This is a genomic window from Acidithiobacillus marinus (genome assembly GCF_002847505.1).
In the GTDB taxonomy this organism is placed as follows: Bacteria; Pseudomonadota; Gammaproteobacteria; order Acidithiobacillales; family Acidithiobacillaceae; genus Acidithiobacillus; species Acidithiobacillus marinus.
Genome location: NZ_MXAV01000046.1, coordinates 16,949 through 33,040, shown reverse-complemented (window position 1 = coordinate 33,040; position 16,092 = coordinate 16,949). Strand labels below are relative to the sequence as shown.

17 protein-coding genes are annotated in these 16,092 nt (G+C 55.5%); 7 read left to right on the top strand and 10 right to left on the bottom strand.

All coding sequences use genetic code 11. The annotated features are described in order from the left end of the window. Nucleotides 1-9 precede the first annotated feature (9 nt). From B1757_RS12630 to xseA, 6 genes are all read right to left on the bottom strand, one after another. A complete protein-coding gene (locus B1757_RS12630; protein WP_101538653.1) occupies nt 10-843 on the bottom strand; it encodes a hypothetical protein in 834 nt (277 codons plus the stop codon). Continuing rightward, a complete protein-coding gene (locus tag B1757_RS12625) occupies nt 827-1,045 on the bottom strand; it encodes a hypothetical protein (protein WP_101538652.1) in 219 nt (72 codons plus the stop codon). The genes B1757_RS12630 and B1757_RS12625 overlap by 17 nt, the downstream gene beginning before the upstream one ends. Before the next feature lie 52 nt (nt 1,046-1,097). Next, nucleotides 1,098-3,584 (bottom strand): cation-translocating P-type ATPase, encoded by a 2,487-nt coding sequence (locus B1757_RS12620; RefSeq protein WP_253253857.1) that lies wholly within the window; start codon nt 3,582-3,584, stop codon nt 1,098-1,100. Between the two features lie 67 nt (nt 3,585-3,651). Continuing rightward, nucleotides 3,652-4,428 carry a UDP-2,3-diacylglucosamine diphosphatase gene (locus B1757_RS12615; protein WP_101538651.1) on the bottom strand — a complete coding sequence of 259 codons (777 nt, stop codon included), beginning with the start codon at nt 4,426-4,428 and terminating at the stop codon, nt 3,652-3,654. Nucleotides 4,429-4,430: 2 nt separating this feature from the next. Next, a complete protein-coding gene (locus B1757_RS12610) occupies nt 4,431-4,943 on the bottom strand; it encodes a peptidylprolyl isomerase (protein ID WP_101538650.1) in 513 nt (170 codons plus the stop codon). 138 nt (nt 4,944-5,081) lie between these two features. Next, complete coding sequence (xseA, locus tag B1757_RS12605; protein WP_101538649.1) at nt 5,082-6,431, bottom strand: exodeoxyribonuclease VII large subunit; 1,350 nt, start codon at nt 6,429-6,431, stop codon at nt 5,082-5,084. Between the two features lie 117 nt (nt 6,432-6,548). Between xseA and trxA the strand changes: the two genes are divergently transcribed. After that, on the top strand, nt 6,549-6,920 hold the full coding sequence (gene trxA, locus B1757_RS12600) for a thioredoxin (protein WP_101538648.1): 372 nt from the start codon (nt 6,549-6,551) through the stop codon (nt 6,918-6,920). Between the two features lie 55 nt (nt 6,921-6,975). On the opposite strand, the gene B1757_RS12595 is transcribed toward trxA, so the two are convergent. The 4 genes from B1757_RS12595 to B1757_RS12585 all read right to left on the bottom strand — a co-directional run bounded on the left by B1757_RS12595 (nt 6,976) and on the right by B1757_RS12585 (nt 9,770). Beyond that, the gene (locus B1757_RS12595; protein WP_172437709.1) at nt 6,976-7,410 is read right to left on the bottom strand and encodes a DUF3429 domain-containing protein; all 435 of its coding nucleotides are present in this window, start codon (nt 7,408-7,410) and stop codon (nt 6,976-6,978) included. Next, nucleotides 7,403-7,576: a hypothetical protein gene (locus tag B1757_RS15495; protein ID WP_172437708.1), complete on the bottom strand. Its 174-nt coding sequence runs from the start codon at nt 7,574-7,576 to the stop codon at nt 7,403-7,405. The genes B1757_RS12595 and B1757_RS15495 overlap by 8 nt, the downstream gene beginning before the upstream one ends. A 20-nt stretch (nt 7,577-7,596) precedes the next feature. Continuing rightward, a complete protein-coding gene (locus B1757_RS12590) occupies nt 7,597-8,451 on the bottom strand; it encodes a TonB family protein (RefSeq protein WP_101538646.1) in 855 nt (284 codons plus the stop codon). Between the two features lie 98 nt (nt 8,452-8,549). Continuing rightward, entirely contained in the window at nt 8,550-9,770 is a 1,221-nt protein-coding gene (locus tag B1757_RS12585; protein WP_172437707.1) for an MFS transporter, read from the bottom strand. Between the two features lie 141 nt (nt 9,771-9,911). Between B1757_RS12585 and xseB the strand changes: the two genes are divergently transcribed. The 6 genes from xseB to B1757_RS12555 are packed head-to-tail and all read left to right on the top strand — an operon-like array spanning nt 9,912 to nt 16,083. Then, nucleotides 9,912-10,151 (top strand): exodeoxyribonuclease VII small subunit, encoded by a 240-nt coding sequence (gene xseB, locus B1757_RS12580; RefSeq protein ID WP_101538645.1) that lies wholly within the window; start codon nt 9,912-9,914, stop codon nt 10,149-10,151. A 1-nt stretch (nt 10,152) separates the two neighbouring features. Continuing rightward, nucleotides 10,153-11,073 (top strand): polyprenyl synthetase family protein, encoded by a 921-nt coding sequence (locus tag B1757_RS12575; RefSeq protein ID WP_101538644.1) that lies wholly within the window; start codon nt 10,153-10,155, stop codon nt 11,071-11,073. Further along, a complete protein-coding gene (gene dxs, locus B1757_RS12570) occupies nt 11,070-12,929 on the top strand; it encodes a 1-deoxy-D-xylulose-5-phosphate synthase (protein ID WP_101538643.1) in 1,860 nt (619 codons plus the stop codon). The genes B1757_RS12575 and dxs overlap by 4 nt, the downstream gene beginning before the upstream one ends. Before the next feature lie 56 nt (nt 12,930-12,985). Beyond that, nucleotides 12,986-13,780: a GTP cyclohydrolase FolE2 gene (folE2, locus tag B1757_RS12565; RefSeq protein ID WP_101538642.1), complete on the top strand. Its 795-nt coding sequence runs from the start codon at nt 12,986-12,988 to the stop codon at nt 13,778-13,780. 3 nt (nt 13,781-13,783) lie between these two features. After that, entirely contained in the window at nt 13,784-14,875 is a 1,092-nt protein-coding gene (aroC, locus tag B1757_RS12560; RefSeq protein WP_101538641.1) for a chorismate synthase, read from the top strand. A gap of 41 nt (nt 14,876-14,916) precedes the next feature. Further along, nucleotides 14,917-16,083: an MFS transporter gene (locus B1757_RS12555; protein ID WP_101538640.1), complete on the top strand. Its 1,167-nt coding sequence runs from the start codon at nt 14,917-14,919 to the stop codon at nt 16,081-16,083. Nucleotides 16,084-16,092: the final 9 nt, after the last annotated feature.

Sequence of the window (16,092 nt, the reverse complement as noted above, 5' to 3'; positions counted from 1 at the left end):
AAGGAAGATTTAAGCATGGGCTGCTGCTCTTTTGCGCGCCGTGACGGTAGCAGCTTTAGCCACCTGAGCACCCGGTAATCCAAAGGTTTCCCGCACAAAACACCAGCCATACAGACCCACCAGGATCAGCACCGCCACTCCCAGCAGAGATACCAGCAGGGCGGCAGCATAAGTATGCAGACGGGCCGAAATAAAAGTAATAACCCCCTGCAGTAACAGGCTGGCAATGAGAAAACTCAGCCATACCCGTACATTGGCCAGAACCGCCTGAAAACCGGCCAGCAGCGCCAGGTATCCCCTTTGGGTGATGCCGGTAACAATCACGCCCACAGACAGGAGCAGGAAGGCGTTGCCCAGCATGGTCTGGGCCGTACCCAGGGCATTGGTGATGAGTGAGCGCAACCAATCGGGGAGTTTCTGCCAGTCCGGGGATTTCAGGTTATGCAGGGTTGCTGCCGAGGAAATATGATCCTGACTGAAAATGCCTTGCAGATAGTGCCGGAATAGCAGCATCAGCAGCAGAAGTGCCGCTACCAGCAGGGCAATTTCCACAATCAGTCGCAGCAGGGGCCACCAGGGGACATCGCGAATACTGCGACCCACATCGGCCAACTGGGTGCTGCCCTGATGAATGGCCATGGCTACGGCAAATATGATGGCCACCACTATACAGGAAATGGGAATACTCAATACCAATGGCTGCCAGGCCATATTCAACAGTAACATGACCAAATAAAGCAGGGCGAAGGCATGGGGTGCCGAGCGCAGCAAAATCAGCGAGTCTTTCCACCAGCGCAATAACCAACCGGATGCGACAGGCTGAGGTTTAAGCGATGTGGCCATGGGCAATATCAAGGTGCATGAAAAAGGGCATACGCTGACGACCGGTCATCGTCACGGTATGCCCCTCTCCCTGCGCCCCCTGCTGACCACGGTGCTTGACCTTGCGGTTATAGACGGTGCGATCTTTTTCGATACGGGTAGGGTGTACACCCAGCCTGGGCTTGGTTCGCTTGGCCTTGCCCTGGAGTCGTTCAATTTTCATGGCTCATCTCCTGTCTGTCTCATGAGGTGCATTCAGTCTAGCATGATCAGAATCAGGATGAAGGTTTTCCGCGTTTGCGGATGCGCATAGTGAGTTGGGTGACCAGCCAGGCCAAGAACGCCGTCAATAAAATGATTGAGAGGTCCATCATGGACATGGTCGCACTCTGAAAAACATGTTGCAAAAGAGACCATTGTGAAAATAGGCCCTGCAACACTACCATGCTGCTCAGACTGCCATACAATACCCAATCACCCCGATCCAGTCGCCTGCGCCCATACATCGCCAGTAGGATTCCGCCTTCCATGGCCATCAGTATATTGACTGCGAGGGTGTGCGCATGCCGGATCCCGGCAGCCGCATTATCCCAAGAAAAAACCACAAACACCGTTGCTACCAGAAATGTGGTCACAATGCCTATCCGCAGCCAGAGTAATCCTGTCATCAAAGGCTCTTGCAGCGGTCTGGGCGGGCGTTGCATGAACGTTTGATTCGCCCCCATGAAGGCGAATACCAGAGCCAGGGTGACAGCAGTGACGGTATTGATCCAGAGAATCTGTAAGGGGGTAATCGGCAGGGTGATTCCGCCAAGCACCGCGATGAAAATGACCAGTCCCTGGGCAAAATTCGTGGGCAGCATGAACAGGATGGTCTGCTGGATATTGTGATAAATATGACGGCCCTCGGCGACCGCACTGGCTATATGGGCGAAATCATCGTCAGTTAGGATCATGGCCGCTGCTTCGCGAGCCACGGCACTACCGGACAAGCCCATGGCCACTCCGATCTGGGCACGCCGCAAGGCGGGGGCATCATTCACACCATCTCCGGTCATTGCCACCACTTCGCCACTGCTTTGCAGGGTCTGCACCAGCTCCAGCTTGTCAGCGGGCTGTACCCGGGCAAAGACGCTGACTTCCTGCGCCAAAACCCGGCGTTCTTCCGGGCTTGCGGCAACCCACCGATTATGATCCACCACCTTGATCGAATTTTCGGTACTCAGGCCCACTTGACGGGCAATGGTGGCTGCGGTTCGGGGATGATCTCCGGTCACCATGATCACGCGAATGCCGGCCTCGCGACAGGCGGCTATGGCTGCCGGCACTGCTGGCCGAGGAGGGTCCAGCAGCGCCACAACCCCCAGCCAGCGCCAGTTTCGCGCATCGAGGGTCATCCAATCGGCGGGATCGGCCTCAGCCAGGGCAATGGTGCGCAATCCCAGATTGGCCATTTCTGAAATCACGCCCTCCCAATAGGCAAATTCCGGGTTTTGGAAATCCAGGCAGTGACGCAAAACATATTCCGGTGCCCCCTTGATGGCGACCCGATCGCTATGGCGTGTTGCCATGTACGGCTTTTCGTGGTCAAAGGGCCGGGTGTCCAGGCGTGGCAATGCTTGTTGGACAGGCAGCTCATTCGCTTGTTCTTCGCGAACAAAGCGGAGCAGAGCCTGCTCCAGCGGATCACCACTGCCGCGTCCGTCGGGCATGATCTCAGCGTCATTACAGAGCAGCATGATTTCCAGGGCCCGGCGCCGTCCCTCAGGGTTATCTTCAGCCAGGCGTAGGTCTGCAACAGCCATGCGATTTTCCGTGAGCGTGCCGGTTTTGTCCGTGCAGATGACCGTGACCGCCCCCAGGGTCTCCACTGCCGGTAATTGCCGGATGATAGCACCCTGTCGGGCCATGCGTTGAACACCGAGAGCCAGGGTGATACTGATCACCGCCGGGAGACCTTCGGGTATGATGGCCACCGCCAGACTGATGGCTGCCAGAATGGCAAATTCCAGATCTTCGCCCCGCTTCCAGGCCACTGCTGCAGCAATCACAGCCAGAACGAGTACTGCGCCGCCCAGCAGCCGGGAAAGCCGGTTGATCCGCAGCAACAGCGGAGATTTTTGGGTTTGGGTTTGATCCATGAGTTGCTGGATTTGGCCGATGGCCGTGGCTGAGCCAATGGCCCGGACTTTTCCGACCCCGGATCCGCGCGTGACCAAGGTACCTGCATGGACCATGCTGTCCGGCTTTTGACCGGAAACGGCCTTGTCCAATGGCAGCGATTCACCGGTCAAAAGGGATTCATCCACCTGCAGTTGATGGGCTTCCAGTAAATCCAGATCAGCCGGCACCCGATCCCCGTTTTCAATACGCACCCAGTCACCGGGAACCAGAGTATTGGATGGCTGTTTTTGCCAATGGCCATCGCGCAGAACCTGGGAATATTCGATCAGGTAGGATTGCAGGGCGGCAACCGCCTTTTCTGCACGATTTTCCTGCAGGAATCCCAGCAGGGTATTGATGAGGATGACTGCGCCAATAATGGCACTGTCCACCCAATGTCCCAGGACTACCGACAACAAAGCAGCCATGCTGAGGATGACAATCAGTGTGTTCTGGAATTGCTGCAGGAGTTGTTGCCACCAGTGTGGGGAGGGTGGTGCGGGAAGTTGATTGGGACCGAATTGTTCTTTTAACAGCGCTGCCTCGTCACTGCTGAGCCCCTGCTGAATCACACTGCTTTCATCACGACTGGCCATCATGGCAACGCTCCCGGGTCGGCATCTTTTTTAAGATACAAGGTAAACCTCATGCCCTATCTGAAGCAGTTTAGGATATGGACATGATTTTCTCCAGTGACCAATGCCCGCCAGCCCATCTCCCGATGATGGCTTCATCCGCAGTCCAGGCACCCAGGACCATGCGCCAGCCGGCGCGGGTTTCTTCCCATACAGGACGATGGGTGTGACCATGCACCAGCACGTCAAAGCCACGATGCTGACGGGTTTTACCTATTCCTTCGCGCAGAGCGGATTGTATGGCAGCTGGCTGGGCATCGGTGATCTCCGGAGCCTTTTTCTGGACTTCCTTGGTACTGCCACTCCGGAGTTGGGTTGCCAGTTTTTGCAGCCAGGGGTAAGGCAGGTTGCCGATACTCAGACGCGTCAGCGGATGACGAATCACTCGCCGGAAGCGCTGATAGCGACGGTCATCCGTACACAGCAGGTCACCATGGGTAAGCAGAATAGCTTGCGTGCCCAGGTGGATGACACATGGGTCAGGAATCAGTTGCAGATCAAAGCGAGCGAGCAGCTTCGAGCTCAAGGCGAAATCCCGGTTGCCGACCATGACATAAATACGCATGCCAGTGGTCGCAAGCTGCTGCAGACGGTCAAAGACTTGAGCATAGGTACTCTCCCGGGATTGCGCCGGGTGTACCCAGTAATCAAACAAATCGCCGAGAATGAAAAGGGCCTGCCCCTCCGGCGCGCGGGTATCGCAAAATTGCTGAAATAGACGAGAGAGAGCAGGCTGTTGGGGGCTGAGATGCAGATCAGAAATGAACCAGACCGGTCCTTCCCCGAAATCTGCATCCAGAGAATACATACTCAGGCCGCAGTTACCCGTTCTCCCTTGTCGATGGAGACCGTCTCTTTGGGAACATCCTGATGCATGCCTTTATTGCCGGTGGGAGCCTTGGCGATGGCGTCTACCACATCCATCCCGCTGACAACCTTGCCAAATACGGCGTAACCCCAGCCGGAGCCAGACGCCGCTTTGAAATTGAGAAAATCATTGTCCGTCAGGTTGATGAAAAACTGGGCAGTCGCTGAGTGGGGATCATTGGTACGCGCCATGGCCAGGGTTCCACGCAGGTTTTTCAGACCGTTTTCGGCCTCATTTTGAATGGGCTCATGGGTTTTCTTCTGCTGCATGTCAGCAGTAAAACCGCCGCCCTGAATCATGAAACCGGGAATGACCCGATGAAAAATCGTGCCATCAAAAAAACCCTCATCCACATAGCTCAGAAAGTTTTCGACGGTATTGGGTGCCTTTTCGGCGTCCAGTTCAATGACGATATCACCCTTGTTGCTGTGCAGTACGACTTGTGGATTGGTCATGAAGACTCCTCGAATTGGCAGGGCATGCACACCCTGTTCTAAAAAAATCACACCACTGACTCAGCGGCAGCGAGTTGGAAGAGTAAAGCGACAGGCTGGCTTTTGTCGATAGCCTGGGCCGCACTTCATGGTGGGGAATCAATCACCCGTTGCCTCCGCTTCCAGCACCTGGCAATGCAAGGTGCCCCGGGCAAGCGTGGCTTCCAGAATATCCCCGGAGTGGCTGTCAGCACTGCTGAACAACACTTTGCCTGAGGCATCCCGCAATACCGCAAACCCCCTCTGCAGGACCGCCAAAGGGTCCAGAAAACCCAGTGCGGCAGTGGATTGTTGCAGGCGCAGTTGATTGCGCTGCAAGTGTTCCAGCATTATCTGGCGCAGCCTGCTGCGACTGGTTTCCAGTTGTTTTTGTAGCGTCAGCACATGCTGCATGGGATCCTGGCGCCGACGTCGTTCCTCCAGATAAGCAAATTGCCGGGTCCAGAATTGTTCCCGCAATAACATGGCCCGTGCCAGGTTTTGCCGGGCGGTGGCCAAACGCTGCTGCGCCAGGTCCAGGCCTTCTCCGGGGTGGCGCAGGCGCATCCGCAAAAAATCCAGACGCTGGACGTCATCCTGGAGTTTTCTGCGCATCAGTCGGGTCAATTGACGATGCTGCTCCTGAACTTTAGGCAACCATTCGCTCCGATCGGGACTGACCGCTTCGGCAGCAGCCGTAGGGGTTGCTGCGCGCAAATCGCTGGCAAAATCGGCAATGGTGAAATCAATTTCATGGCCGATTCCGGTGACAACCGGAAGGGTAGAGGCACGAATGGCCCGCGCTACGGCTTCCTCATTGAAGCACCAGAGGTCTTCGGCGCTGCCCCCGCCTCGCGCCAGAATGATCACTTCTTCGCTACGCCGAGCGCTGGCCTTGCGCAGGGCTTCGACAATCTGGGCACTGGCTTGCTCTCCCTGGACGAGTACGGGATATACCAGAATGCTCAGTAGTGGCCAGCGCCGCGCCAGGGTGGCGCGAATATCCTGCAGGGCGGCACCCGTCGCCGAGGTGATCACCGCAACCCGCTGCGGCCAACTGGGCAAGGGACGTTTGCAGGTGGATTCAAATAACCCTTCAGTAGCCAGCTTTTCTTTCAGGGCAAGAAAACGGGCCTGTAGATCGCCTTCACCTGATTCCTGAATTTGTTCAACGACAAGCTGAAACTCACCCCGGCCTTCATAGAGTGTTGGTTGCGCCAGTACCTGTACCTGCAGGCCATTGCGGGGCTGCATCCGGCTGTAGGTATTGCGCTGCCGAAACATGGCACAACGCACCTGGGCCTTACTGTCTTTCAAAGAGAAATACCAGTGCCCGGAACCGGGGGCCATAAAGTTGGAGATTTCCCCCTCGACCCGCAACAATGGGAAGTTACCTTCAATGATTTCTCGGGCGGTGCTATTCAGTGCTGTTACCGAAAGTACCGGAATTTGTCCATCCATCAATGCCATGCCTTGACCCCATCAGTTTCGCGCTTTAAGGTCAGCATATATCAATTTACTGTCATTCGGGATGGTCCCGTCTGCCCGGCGCAATTCTGCGCATTGTGATATTCAAGAGGACTCAGCATGGCCGTTGTGGAACTTACCCAAGAGAATTTTGAACAAATCGTGACTGGCAATGACATGGTTATCGTGGATTTCTGGGCGCCCTGGTGTGCCCCGTGCAAGGCATTCGCCCCGACTTTTGAGGCCGCCGCCGAAAAGTACCCCGATATTGTTTTCGGTAAGGTCAATACGGATGTGGAACAGGAACTGGGTGCTTCTTTTCAGATCCGCTCCATTCCTACCCTGACCATTTTTCGCCAGCAGATCGGCATTTTCTCCCAGGCGGGTTCACTGCCGGCCAATGCACTGGAAGAAGTAATCCAGCAGGCGCTCGCCCTCGACATGGACAAGGTCCGCGAGGAAATTGCCAGCCAGCAGGGTCAGGCTCACTAATCAAGACACGCCGCGAGGCCGTTTATCGGCCTCTGTCCGGTATTTACAACCGCAATCAGAATCCGGCATACAACTGCAGCAGTAGCAAGCCCAATAAGCTGACAACGGCTGCAGTCAAGCCGCTGCGTAATGGTAAAAACCAGGCGGGCAGACTCAAGCGTTTATCCAGACGAAAATCGGCGAACCATTGGCCGATGAATCCCAGAATTAATAGTGCCAAAGCTACTGGCGCTGACCACCACAACGCAAAAAATCCCCACAATGCTGGAATAACGCTCCAGATCATCAGCATGGGTGCATCGTCACTATATTCCCGATTCATCGCCAGGCCCCAGTGAATGGCACCGAGAAAACTCAGAATAATAGCGGCATACATATTTCCCAAGGTCAAAGCCACTACACCATAACCTTTCCAGACACCCAGGTTGGCAATGATCAAGGGAATGATCCCTGCCCATCCCAATGTTCTGGCCATGCGCACGCTATCCATGATTTGACTCCTTGATCACAGCGGAGGTGCTGGAAGTAGTGGCTGCGCTACCAATACCTGCCGGTTGAATGTTGGTAAATCCAATCACCACGAGGGCCACCATGGCAGCCGCCCAGAGCACAAGAAACAACGCGAATAATAATGTGCCTATTTTCGGTTTTTTCAAAACTTTCTCCTCATGATGCGTTACCAGGCATTAACACGACGTACACCCATAAAGTGCATATTCAGGGGAATTTCAATTTTCCGGGTCTGGGCAGCTAGCTGTTTGGAAAAGGGCATGTAGGGAAAAGAAAGCCGAATAATCCGCTCTGCCGCCGCGTCCAACTGTTTGTTGCCGGAAGGATCCACCATGATGATGCGTTCCAGATTGCCCTGGGGGTTCAGCACCACCTTGACTTTCAACTGACCGACCAGAGTGCCGGGATAATTCAGATCACCAATGCGTTCCAGTTTCTGAATCCAGCCGGCAATATAAAAGCTGGCCACCGGACCTTTCGGATTTTCAAATTTAGGTAAAGGCGGACTGGCGGTGGCTTCACGAGCGGCCTGATCCATCTGTTCCTGCAATCGTCCCAGACTGATATGCGGTGGACCCGGCGGTTGGGTGTTCTGTTGAACCGATGAGGCACTGGGCGCGCGCACTGGTGGCCGGTGCGGCGCTGCATGCGCCTGGGTCAAAGGATGCTGGGGCTGCTGCGGTCGGGGGATCGGGCGTGGCATGGGCCGTGGTACGGCCTGTGGCCGTACCTGTGGTTTTACCGGATGAGGCTTCACTATGGGACGGGGATGAGGCACGCGCTGCGGCTTTGCCAGACTCGGCGCCAGAGCTTTGTTAGGTACGGGCATGATATGGAAAGTTTTATTGACTTCGGTCGGGTTTTGCAGAGCCTGCATTTTAGGTTTCTGAACATGAATCAACAGAAAAAGAATCAATGCAATGATGCTGGCAGAAATAACCAGCCACGGGGCGAGGCTTTCGCTCCAGTGGGGTTTTTCTTCGGGTATCAGAAAGTAAAACTTTTGTTCAGCGAAGGCCAATCGTCCTAACCTCGCGGCTGTGCCGCTCCAGAAAGAGGCCCGCACAAGGCGGGCGGCAGTGCTTAGCTTGTCTTATCAATCGCTGCGAGTAAAGACGCTTAGTGGGCTTCTCCCCGGGCACTTGGAATATGCGGCAGAAAAGCTGCAAGCAGGCCCAGCAAGGGTAGAAAAGCACAGACCTGATAAACCACCTGAATACTCCAGATATCTGCCAGCTCTCCCAAAACTGCAGCACCCACACCACCTAGACCAAATGCCAGCCCAAAGAACAGGCCAGAAATAGTCCCGACCTTGCCGGGAACCAGCTCCTGCGCATAAACCACGATGGCCGGGAAAGCCGAAGCCAGCAAAAAGCCAATAATCACAGTCAATAATGCGCTCATGGTCAGGCCCACGTAGGGTAAGGCCAGGGTAAAGGGAGCGATACCCAAGAGGGAAACCCAGATGACTTTTTTACGGCCGATACGGTCACCAATCGGGCCGCCCATCAAGGTGCCTGCGGCTACAGCGGCCAGAAAAATGAACAGATGCAACTGCGCTTCTTGGGTGGCTATATGAAAACGCTGCATCAGATAAAAAATCAGATAACTGCTGATGCTGGTCAAATAGAGAAATTTGGAAAACATCAGGGCGACCAGGATGGCAATACTGCGTTTGACCATTTTTGCGGGCATTAGCGCTTCCCGGTTTGCCGCCTGCGGCTTTTTGGGCAGACGATGCTGATGCTGGTACCAGCGTCCGACAAAAGTCAGAATGACAATGGCCAGCAGCGCTGCCAGTGAAAACCACGACAAACTATGCTGACCGTTGGGCATCACTATAAAGGCCGCGAGAAGCGGGCCCACCGCCGTGCCGACATTGCCGCCCACCTGAAAAATGGACTGGGCGAGGCCATGCCGGCCACCCGAGGCCATGCGGGCAACCCGGGAAGATTCGGGATGAAAAACCGAGGAACCGAGCCCTACCAGGGCGGCAGCCAGCAACAGTATGAGGTAATTGGGTGCAATGGAGAGTAACAGTAGTCCGGCAAAGGTAGATACCATGCCGATAGGCAGCGAAAAAGGTAAGGGATGCTTGTCCGTATAACGCCCTACCAGCGGCTGGATAATCGACGCGGTTAGCTGATAGGCCAGAGTGATGAGTCCAATCTGAGCAAAACTCAAATCAAAATGGGTTTTGAACAGCGGATATACCGCCAGCATGAGCGATTGGATGCTATCATTGAGAAAATGCGACACGCTGATGGCACCAAGTACGTCAAAGCGGGTGCCTTCCCGTCTGGGCAGGAGCGTCATCTGTGCCGTTTTTTGGAGCGACATGAGGGGTGCAGCCTTTTGGAAAGTGAAAAACATCTGAAATAGTAGTGTTGGATCGACCGACCGTCCAGTATGGATTTATGATGTGCAACGCTTGCCCCGGGTATGGGGCCTAGTGTTTAATTGGCAAACATGGAAAATGACATGAATAATACCAGCGCTTCGGCAGATACCCCCGCAGACTTTGCCAGCACCCTGGATGCTCTCGAAGCCACGGTGCGCCGCCTGGAAGGCGGCCAATTAGGTCTCGAAGACTCTGTGGCTCTTTTCAAGCAGGGAATGGATCTCGCCAAACGTGCCGAAACGCAACTCCAGCAGGCCCGTCAGACCGTCGAGATACTGCTGGGAGAAAATGCCACCCCGATGAATCAGGATGAACTCTAAAATGACCCTGGAAACTCTGGAAACCACCCAGAATTTTACCGAATTCCGTCAGCAAGCCGTCAGTCGCATTGAAACGGTCCTGCAAGACTTGTTACCGAATGATCATACCTTACCAGCCAGACTTCATGCCGCCATGCGCTACAGCACTCTGGGTGGAGGAAAACGGATCCGCCCCTTGCTGGTTTATGCCAGCGGATTGTGTTTGGGCATTGCTCCGGAACAGCTGGATCGTCCCGCTGCCGCCCTGGAAATGATTCATGCCTACTCCCTGGTACATGATGATCTTCCGGCCATGGACAATGATGATTTACGGCGTGGCCTTCCTACCTGCCATAAGGCTTATGATGAAGCGACCGCCATTCTGGTGGGAGATGCCTTGCAGGCCCAGGCATTTGTTGTGCTTTCTGAACCGGGTTGGGGGGTGGAACCAGATTGGCAGGTGCGGATGCTGGCGGTACTGGCCCAGGCGGCGGGTTCCCGGGGGATGGTGGGTGGTCAGGCGATTGATCTGGCCGCCGTCGGCCATGAACTGGCTCTTCCCGCCCTGGAACAGATGCATCTGCACAAAACCGGGATGCTGATCCGTTGCGCCATTCAGTTGTCTCTCTGCGCCGTCGGAATTACGGAAACCAGCGAACAGGGGGCTCTGCTCTTACAGTATGCTGACCGGGTAGGATTGGCTTTTCAGGTGCAGGATGACATCCTTGATGAAATCGGCGACCTTCAGCAAACCGGGAAAGCCCTGCAAGGCGCGGATCGCAGCCGTAACAAGCCCAGTTTTGTCACTCTCCTGGGACTCAGGGAAGCTCAGAATTATGCGCATCGTCTCTTGGAAGAAGCGCTGACGGCTCTGCATGGTTGGAAGCACGAGGCGGATCACCTGCGCGCATTGGCGCGCCTCATTGTCGAGCGAAACAAATGACAGACTTGTTAAAAGGCATTCCCATGCCTGAAGAACTGCGGACCATGTCCCGTACGGAATTGAAGGGCGTAGCCAGAGCGCTTCGTCAGTTTCTTCTGGAATCCGTGAGTCAGACCGGAGGGCACTTGTCTTCCTGTCTGGGAACGATTGAACTGGCGGTGGCCCTGCATGCCGTATTCAATACCCCGGATGATCGCCTGGTCTGGGATGTCGGCCACCAGGCCTATCCCCACAAGATTCTTACTGGCAGAGGCGCGCGCTTCTCGCGACTGCGCATGAAAGATGGACTTTCCGGATTTCTGAAGCGTGATGAAAGTCCTTATGACAGTTTTGGTGCCGGGCACTCCAGCACCTCCATCAGTGCCGGATTGGGTATGGCGGTGGCGGCCAAGCTGGAAAAACGCGATCGCGAAGTCGTCGCCATTATCGGCGATGGCGCCATGACCGCCGGCATGGCCTATGAAGCCCTGAACAATGGCGGGGTTCTGGATGCCAACCTGCTGGTCGTGCTGAATGACAATGAGATGTCCATATCCCCCAATGTGGGCGCCGTCTCCCAGTACCTGACCCGTATTCTTTCGGGGCGTTTATACAACACTGTCCGGGATGGCGCCGGTCAGGCCTTGAGCTTGGTGCCACCCCTACGCGAACTGGCCAAAAAAGCCGAGGAAGGCGTCAAAGGGCTCGTCACGCCCGGAACACTTTTTGAGGAAATGGGCTTCAATTACTTTGGCCCCATTGATGGACACGACCTGGACACCCTGATTCCCACCCTGGAAAACCTCAAGAAAATTGAAGGCCCACGGCTTTTGCATGTCATGACCAAAAAAGGCAAGGGTTACGGTCCTGCTGAAGACGACCCTTGTACCTATCATGGGGTTACGCCCTTCAACCAGAGTGACGGGAAAATGGCTAAAAAAGCCGGTGGTCCGCCTACTTACACCAAAATTTTCGGTGACTGGCTCTGTGACAAGGGCGGTGCCGAATCCAGTCTGGTAGCTATTACTCCGGCCATGCGCGAGGGTTCGGGGCTGGTGCGTTTTGAGCAGCTTTATCCCGAACGCTATTACGACGTCGGTATTGCCGAGCAGCATGCAGTGACATTTGCAGCGGGAATGGCCTGTGATGGTATTCATCCAGTAGTTGCGATTTACTCGACCTTCTTGCAACGCGCCTATGATCAGCTGCTCCATGATGTAGCCATCCAGAATCTGCCTGTCCTTTTTGCCATTGATCGTGCCGGTCTGGTGGGCGCTGATGGGGCGACCCATCAGGGCGCCTTTGATCTGGCCTATTCCCGCTGTATCCCGAATCTCGTGATCATGGCCCCCAAGGATGAGCAGGAATTGCGGGATATGTTGAATACCGGATTTGCCTATCCCGGCCCGGCACTGGTGCGTTACCCCCGGGGTAACGGGGTGGGTCTGGAGCTCGACAAGCATCTGCAACGGCAGCTACCTATAGGTAAGGCGGAAACTCTGCGTACCGGAAAAAAACTGGCGATTCTTTCCTTTGGTACGCGTGCCGCTGCGGCCCTGGAAGCGGGAGAAGCGCTGGATGCCACGGTGATCAATATGCGCTTCGTCAAGCCTCTGGATCATGAGCTGTTGAATGAAGTCTCCCGAACCCATCAGGCTCTGATCACGGTGGAAGAGGGCGTTATTGCCGGGGGGGCCGGTTCGGCGGTGGCCGAATACCTGCTCAATCAGGGACAGATGCTCCCCATGCGTATTCTCGGCTTACCCGATCAATTCATTGAGCAAGGAGATGCCTCGCAGTGGCTCGCCGAATTGGGTCTGGATGCTGCTGGAATCACCGCTTCAGGAAAGCTGCTGCTGGAATCCCTTGCCCGTTAGTCAGGTGACAGGTAATATCTGACTGAATTGGTCCACTATTCATAAGTGAGGTATGCGTGGGTATTTGCGCTACAGAAGTACTTGAAGATGTTCAGGGACGGGTGGATCCCCGTGCCATTCCCATTCAGCAGGTCGGCATTCGTGCGGTTCGGCATCCTCTACAATTTGCGGACCGCGATGGATCCGTTCAACCCAGCGTGGCCCTGTGTAACATGTATGTCAGTTTGCCTGCCCATCTCAAGGGCACCCACATGTCGCGCTTTATGGAAATCCTCAATATGCATGATGCCCCCATCAGCGTGGAAGGATTTCGGGCGATTGTCGAAGAAATGTGTAAGCGTCTGGAAGCTGACTCCGCCCGCCTGGAAATGCAGCTGCCTTTTTTTGTGCAAAAAAAGGCGCCTGTTTCCGGTGTCAAAAGCATGCTCGACTATGAAGTCGAGTTGGTCGGTGAAGTCACCCCACAGGGCTACCAGTTGACGGTGGGGGTCATGGTGCCAGTGACCAGTTTGTGTCCCTGTTCCAAAAGTATTTCGGAGTATGGCGCCCATAATCAGCGTGCCCATGTCTGGGTGCATGTACGCAGCCAAGAAAGCATCTGGGTGAGAGATCTGATTGATCTGGTTGAGGGCGAAGCCTCCTGTGAGTTATTTGGTCTGCTCAAACGTCCCGATGAAAAATACGTGACTGAATACGCCTACGATCATCCCAAATTTGTGGAAGACATGGTCCGGGATGTCGCCCTGCGCTTGCAGGAAGATGACCGGGTACAATGGTTTTCTGTGTCGTCAGAAAACTTTGAGTCCATTCATAATCATTCGGCTTATGCCAAGATAGAAATGGAAAAATAAAGCATGGCCGGGAGTAGCATCGGGGAATGTTTTCGGGTCAGTACCTTTGGCGAAAGTCATGGCCCGGCCATCGGATGTATTATTGATGGCTGCCCGCCCGGACTGACTCTCGCCCCCGAAGATATTCAAGGTGATCTGGATCGCCGCCGTCCAGGGCAGTCGCGGCATACCACCCAGCGTCAGGAAAAAGACCAGGTGGAAATCCTTTCGGGAGTATTTGAAGGGGTAACCACTGGCACACCCATTGGTCTGCTCATCCGCAACACCGACCAGCGCTCTCAGGATTACAGCAAGATCAAGGACCTGTTCCGACCCGGACATGCGGATTATACCTATCTGCAAAAATATGGCCTCCGGGATTATCGGGGCGGGGGTCGCTCCTCTGCCCGGGAAACCGCCACCCGGGTTGCCGCCGGGGCAGTTGCCCGCAAGTTTCTGAAAGAGCGTCTGGGTGTGGAATTTCTCGCATGGATGGCGCAGATGGGGCATGTGCAGGCTCAGACTTTTGATTCCGCCGAAATCGCCCGCAATGACTTTTTTTGTCCGGATGCTCTGGCGGCAGAACAGATGGCCGAATTTCTCGATGCCTTGCGCAAGGAAGGGGATTCCATTGGCGCGCGGATAGATGCCCGGGTTTCAGGGATGCCGGTGGGACTGGGTGAGCCTGTTTTCGACCGCCTCGAAGCCGATATTGCCAAGGCCATGATGAGCATTAATGCCGTCAAGGCAGTGGCCATGGGCGATGGTTTTGCCGTCGTGGAACAGCGCGGCAGTCAGCACGGCGATGTCATGACTCCCCGGGGCTTCCAGAGTAATCATGCCGGTGGCGTGCTGGGTGGCATTTCTTCGGGGCAGGATCTGCTGCTTTCGGTAGCCATCAAGCCAACCTCCAGCATCCGCATTCCCCGTCAGAGTATCAATATGCAGGGTCAGCCTACAGAAGTGGCGACTACGGGTCGCCATGATCCTTGTGTGGGCATCCGCGCCGTGCCTATTGTCGAAGCTATGCTCGCCCTGATCGTGATGGATCACTGGATGCGCCATCGTGCCCAGAACGGAGACGTTCAACCCTCGCTTTCGCCCATTTCAGCGTAAATCCTCCATCATCCACCTCCTGAACAGCAGGTCCGTCAATTATGGGCATTGAAAGAGAAGGGGGCTGGCTGGCAGCCTTCTATTTTATTTACTTCTGCGCCCTAGGGGCTTTCATGCCCTATTGGGGACCCTGGCTGCACGACCAGGGGCAAACGCCTCTGGCCATCGGGATTCTTACGGCCGCAGTTCAGTTCAGTAAAGTCCTTGCTCCCAATCTCTGGGGCTGGCTCGCCCATTTTTGGGGAAGCCGCCCGATTGTCATGCTCGGCACCCTGCTTACTGCTGCCGGTTTTTTGGCGCTGGAGTTCAGTGCCGGAAATTTTATCGCCATTCTGCTGATCACCTTGGCTTTTTCCTTTTTCTGGGCGGCAACGCTTCCCTTAGTGGATGCCACCACCATGGATTGGGCGCAGCGGCGCTCGGCCTCCTATGGGCGTATCCGGCTCTGGGGTTCCCTGGGATTTATTGCGCTATCCCTGGGGATGGGGGTGCTCATAAGCATTTGGGGGATGCAGGCTTTTTTGCCGGGCATTCTTCTGTTTCTGGTGCTGGCCTGGTGGGTCAGCCGCCACCTGCCTTATGTCAGTCAGGTCCCTTCGTCTACGCAAGCGCGGCCACGCATGACCCCTGTCCTCCGCGATCTGCGGCTCTGGTTTTTTCTGCTGGCAGGGTTGCTGGAACAGGCCAGCCATGGCGTGTATTACGCCTTTTATTCCATCTACGCCGAGGCCCATGGCCTCAGCAGTACCAGCGTCGGCTTGCTCTGGGGCTTTGCCGTGCTTTGTGAAGTGGCTTTTTTCTGGTGGGGTGACCGCTTTATCCGGCGCCTCGGCATTCCGTTGGTGTTTACGGCGTCTTTTGTGCTGACTGCCTTGCGCTGGGGCGTAATTGCCTGGTGGCCGGGTTTGTTATGGATCATTCTGGTGCAAAGCCTCCATGCCGCCAGTTATGCAGCTTTTCACCTGGCGGCCATCCACTGGATTGCCGAACGTTTCCCCGGTGCCCTGCGCGCCCGGGGCATGGCGCTCTATGCCAGCATGGTTTATGGCCTGGGTGGGGGCATTGGTGCCCTTGCGGCGGGCTGGTCCTGGGCGCAGTGGGGAGGGCAGTGGACTTTTGCTGCTGCCGGACTCTTAGCCTTCTTCGCCAGCGTGTTTTTGATCAAGGGACTGCAAGCCTCTCCTGCACTTGAAAAAAAGACCATCTGATCCCATGTG

Bases quoted from the DNA above. Each gene is read 5' to 3' on its own strand.
- B1757_RS12595 (WP_172437709.1), bottom strand. From the start codon at position 7,410: ATGGATAGCGTGCGCATGGCCAGAACATTGGGATGGGCAGGGATCATT.
- xseB (WP_101538645.1), top strand. From the start codon at position 9,912: ATGAATAATACCAGCGCTTCGGCAGATACCCCCGCAGACTTTGCCAGC.
- B1757_RS12555 (WP_101538640.1), top strand. From the start codon at position 14,917: ATGGGCATTGAAAGAGAAGGGGGCTGGCTGGCAGCCTTCTATTTTATT.
- dxs (WP_101538643.1), top strand. From the start codon at position 11,070: ATGACAGACTTGTTAAAAGGCATTCCCATGCCTGAAGAACTGCGGACC.
- B1757_RS12620 (WP_253253857.1), bottom strand. From the start codon at position 3,584: ATGATGGCCAGTCGTGATGAAAGCAGTGTGATTCAGCAGGGGCTCAGC.
- aroC (WP_101538641.1), top strand. From the start codon at position 13,784: ATGGCCGGGAGTAGCATCGGGGAATGTTTTCGGGTCAGTACCTTTGGC.
- B1757_RS12615 (WP_101538651.1), bottom strand. From the start codon at position 4,428: ATGTATTCTCTGGATGCAGATTTCGGGGAAGGACCGGTCTGGTTCATT.
- B1757_RS12630 (WP_101538653.1), bottom strand. From the start codon at position 843: ATGGCCACATCGCTTAAACCTCAGCCTGTCGCATCCGGTTGGTTATTG.
- B1757_RS12585 (WP_172437707.1), bottom strand. From the start codon at position 9,770: ATGTCGCTCCAAAAAACGGCACAGATGACGCTCCTGCCCAGACGGGAA.
- B1757_RS12610 (WP_101538650.1), bottom strand. From the start codon at position 4,943: ATGACCAATCCACAAGTCGTACTGCACAGCAACAAGGGTGATATCGTC.
- trxA (WP_101538648.1), top strand. From the start codon at position 6,549: ATGGCCGTTGTGGAACTTACCCAAGAGAATTTTGAACAAATCGTGACT.
- B1757_RS12625 (WP_101538652.1), bottom strand. From the start codon at position 1,045: ATGAAAATTGAACGACTCCAGGGCAAGGCCAAGCGAACCAAGCCCAGG.
- B1757_RS12575 (WP_101538644.1), top strand. From the start codon at position 10,153: ATGACCCTGGAAACTCTGGAAACCACCCAGAATTTTACCGAATTCCGT.
- xseA (WP_101538649.1), bottom strand. From the start codon at position 6,431: ATGGCATTGATGGATGGACAAATTCCGGTACTTTCGGTAACAGCACTG.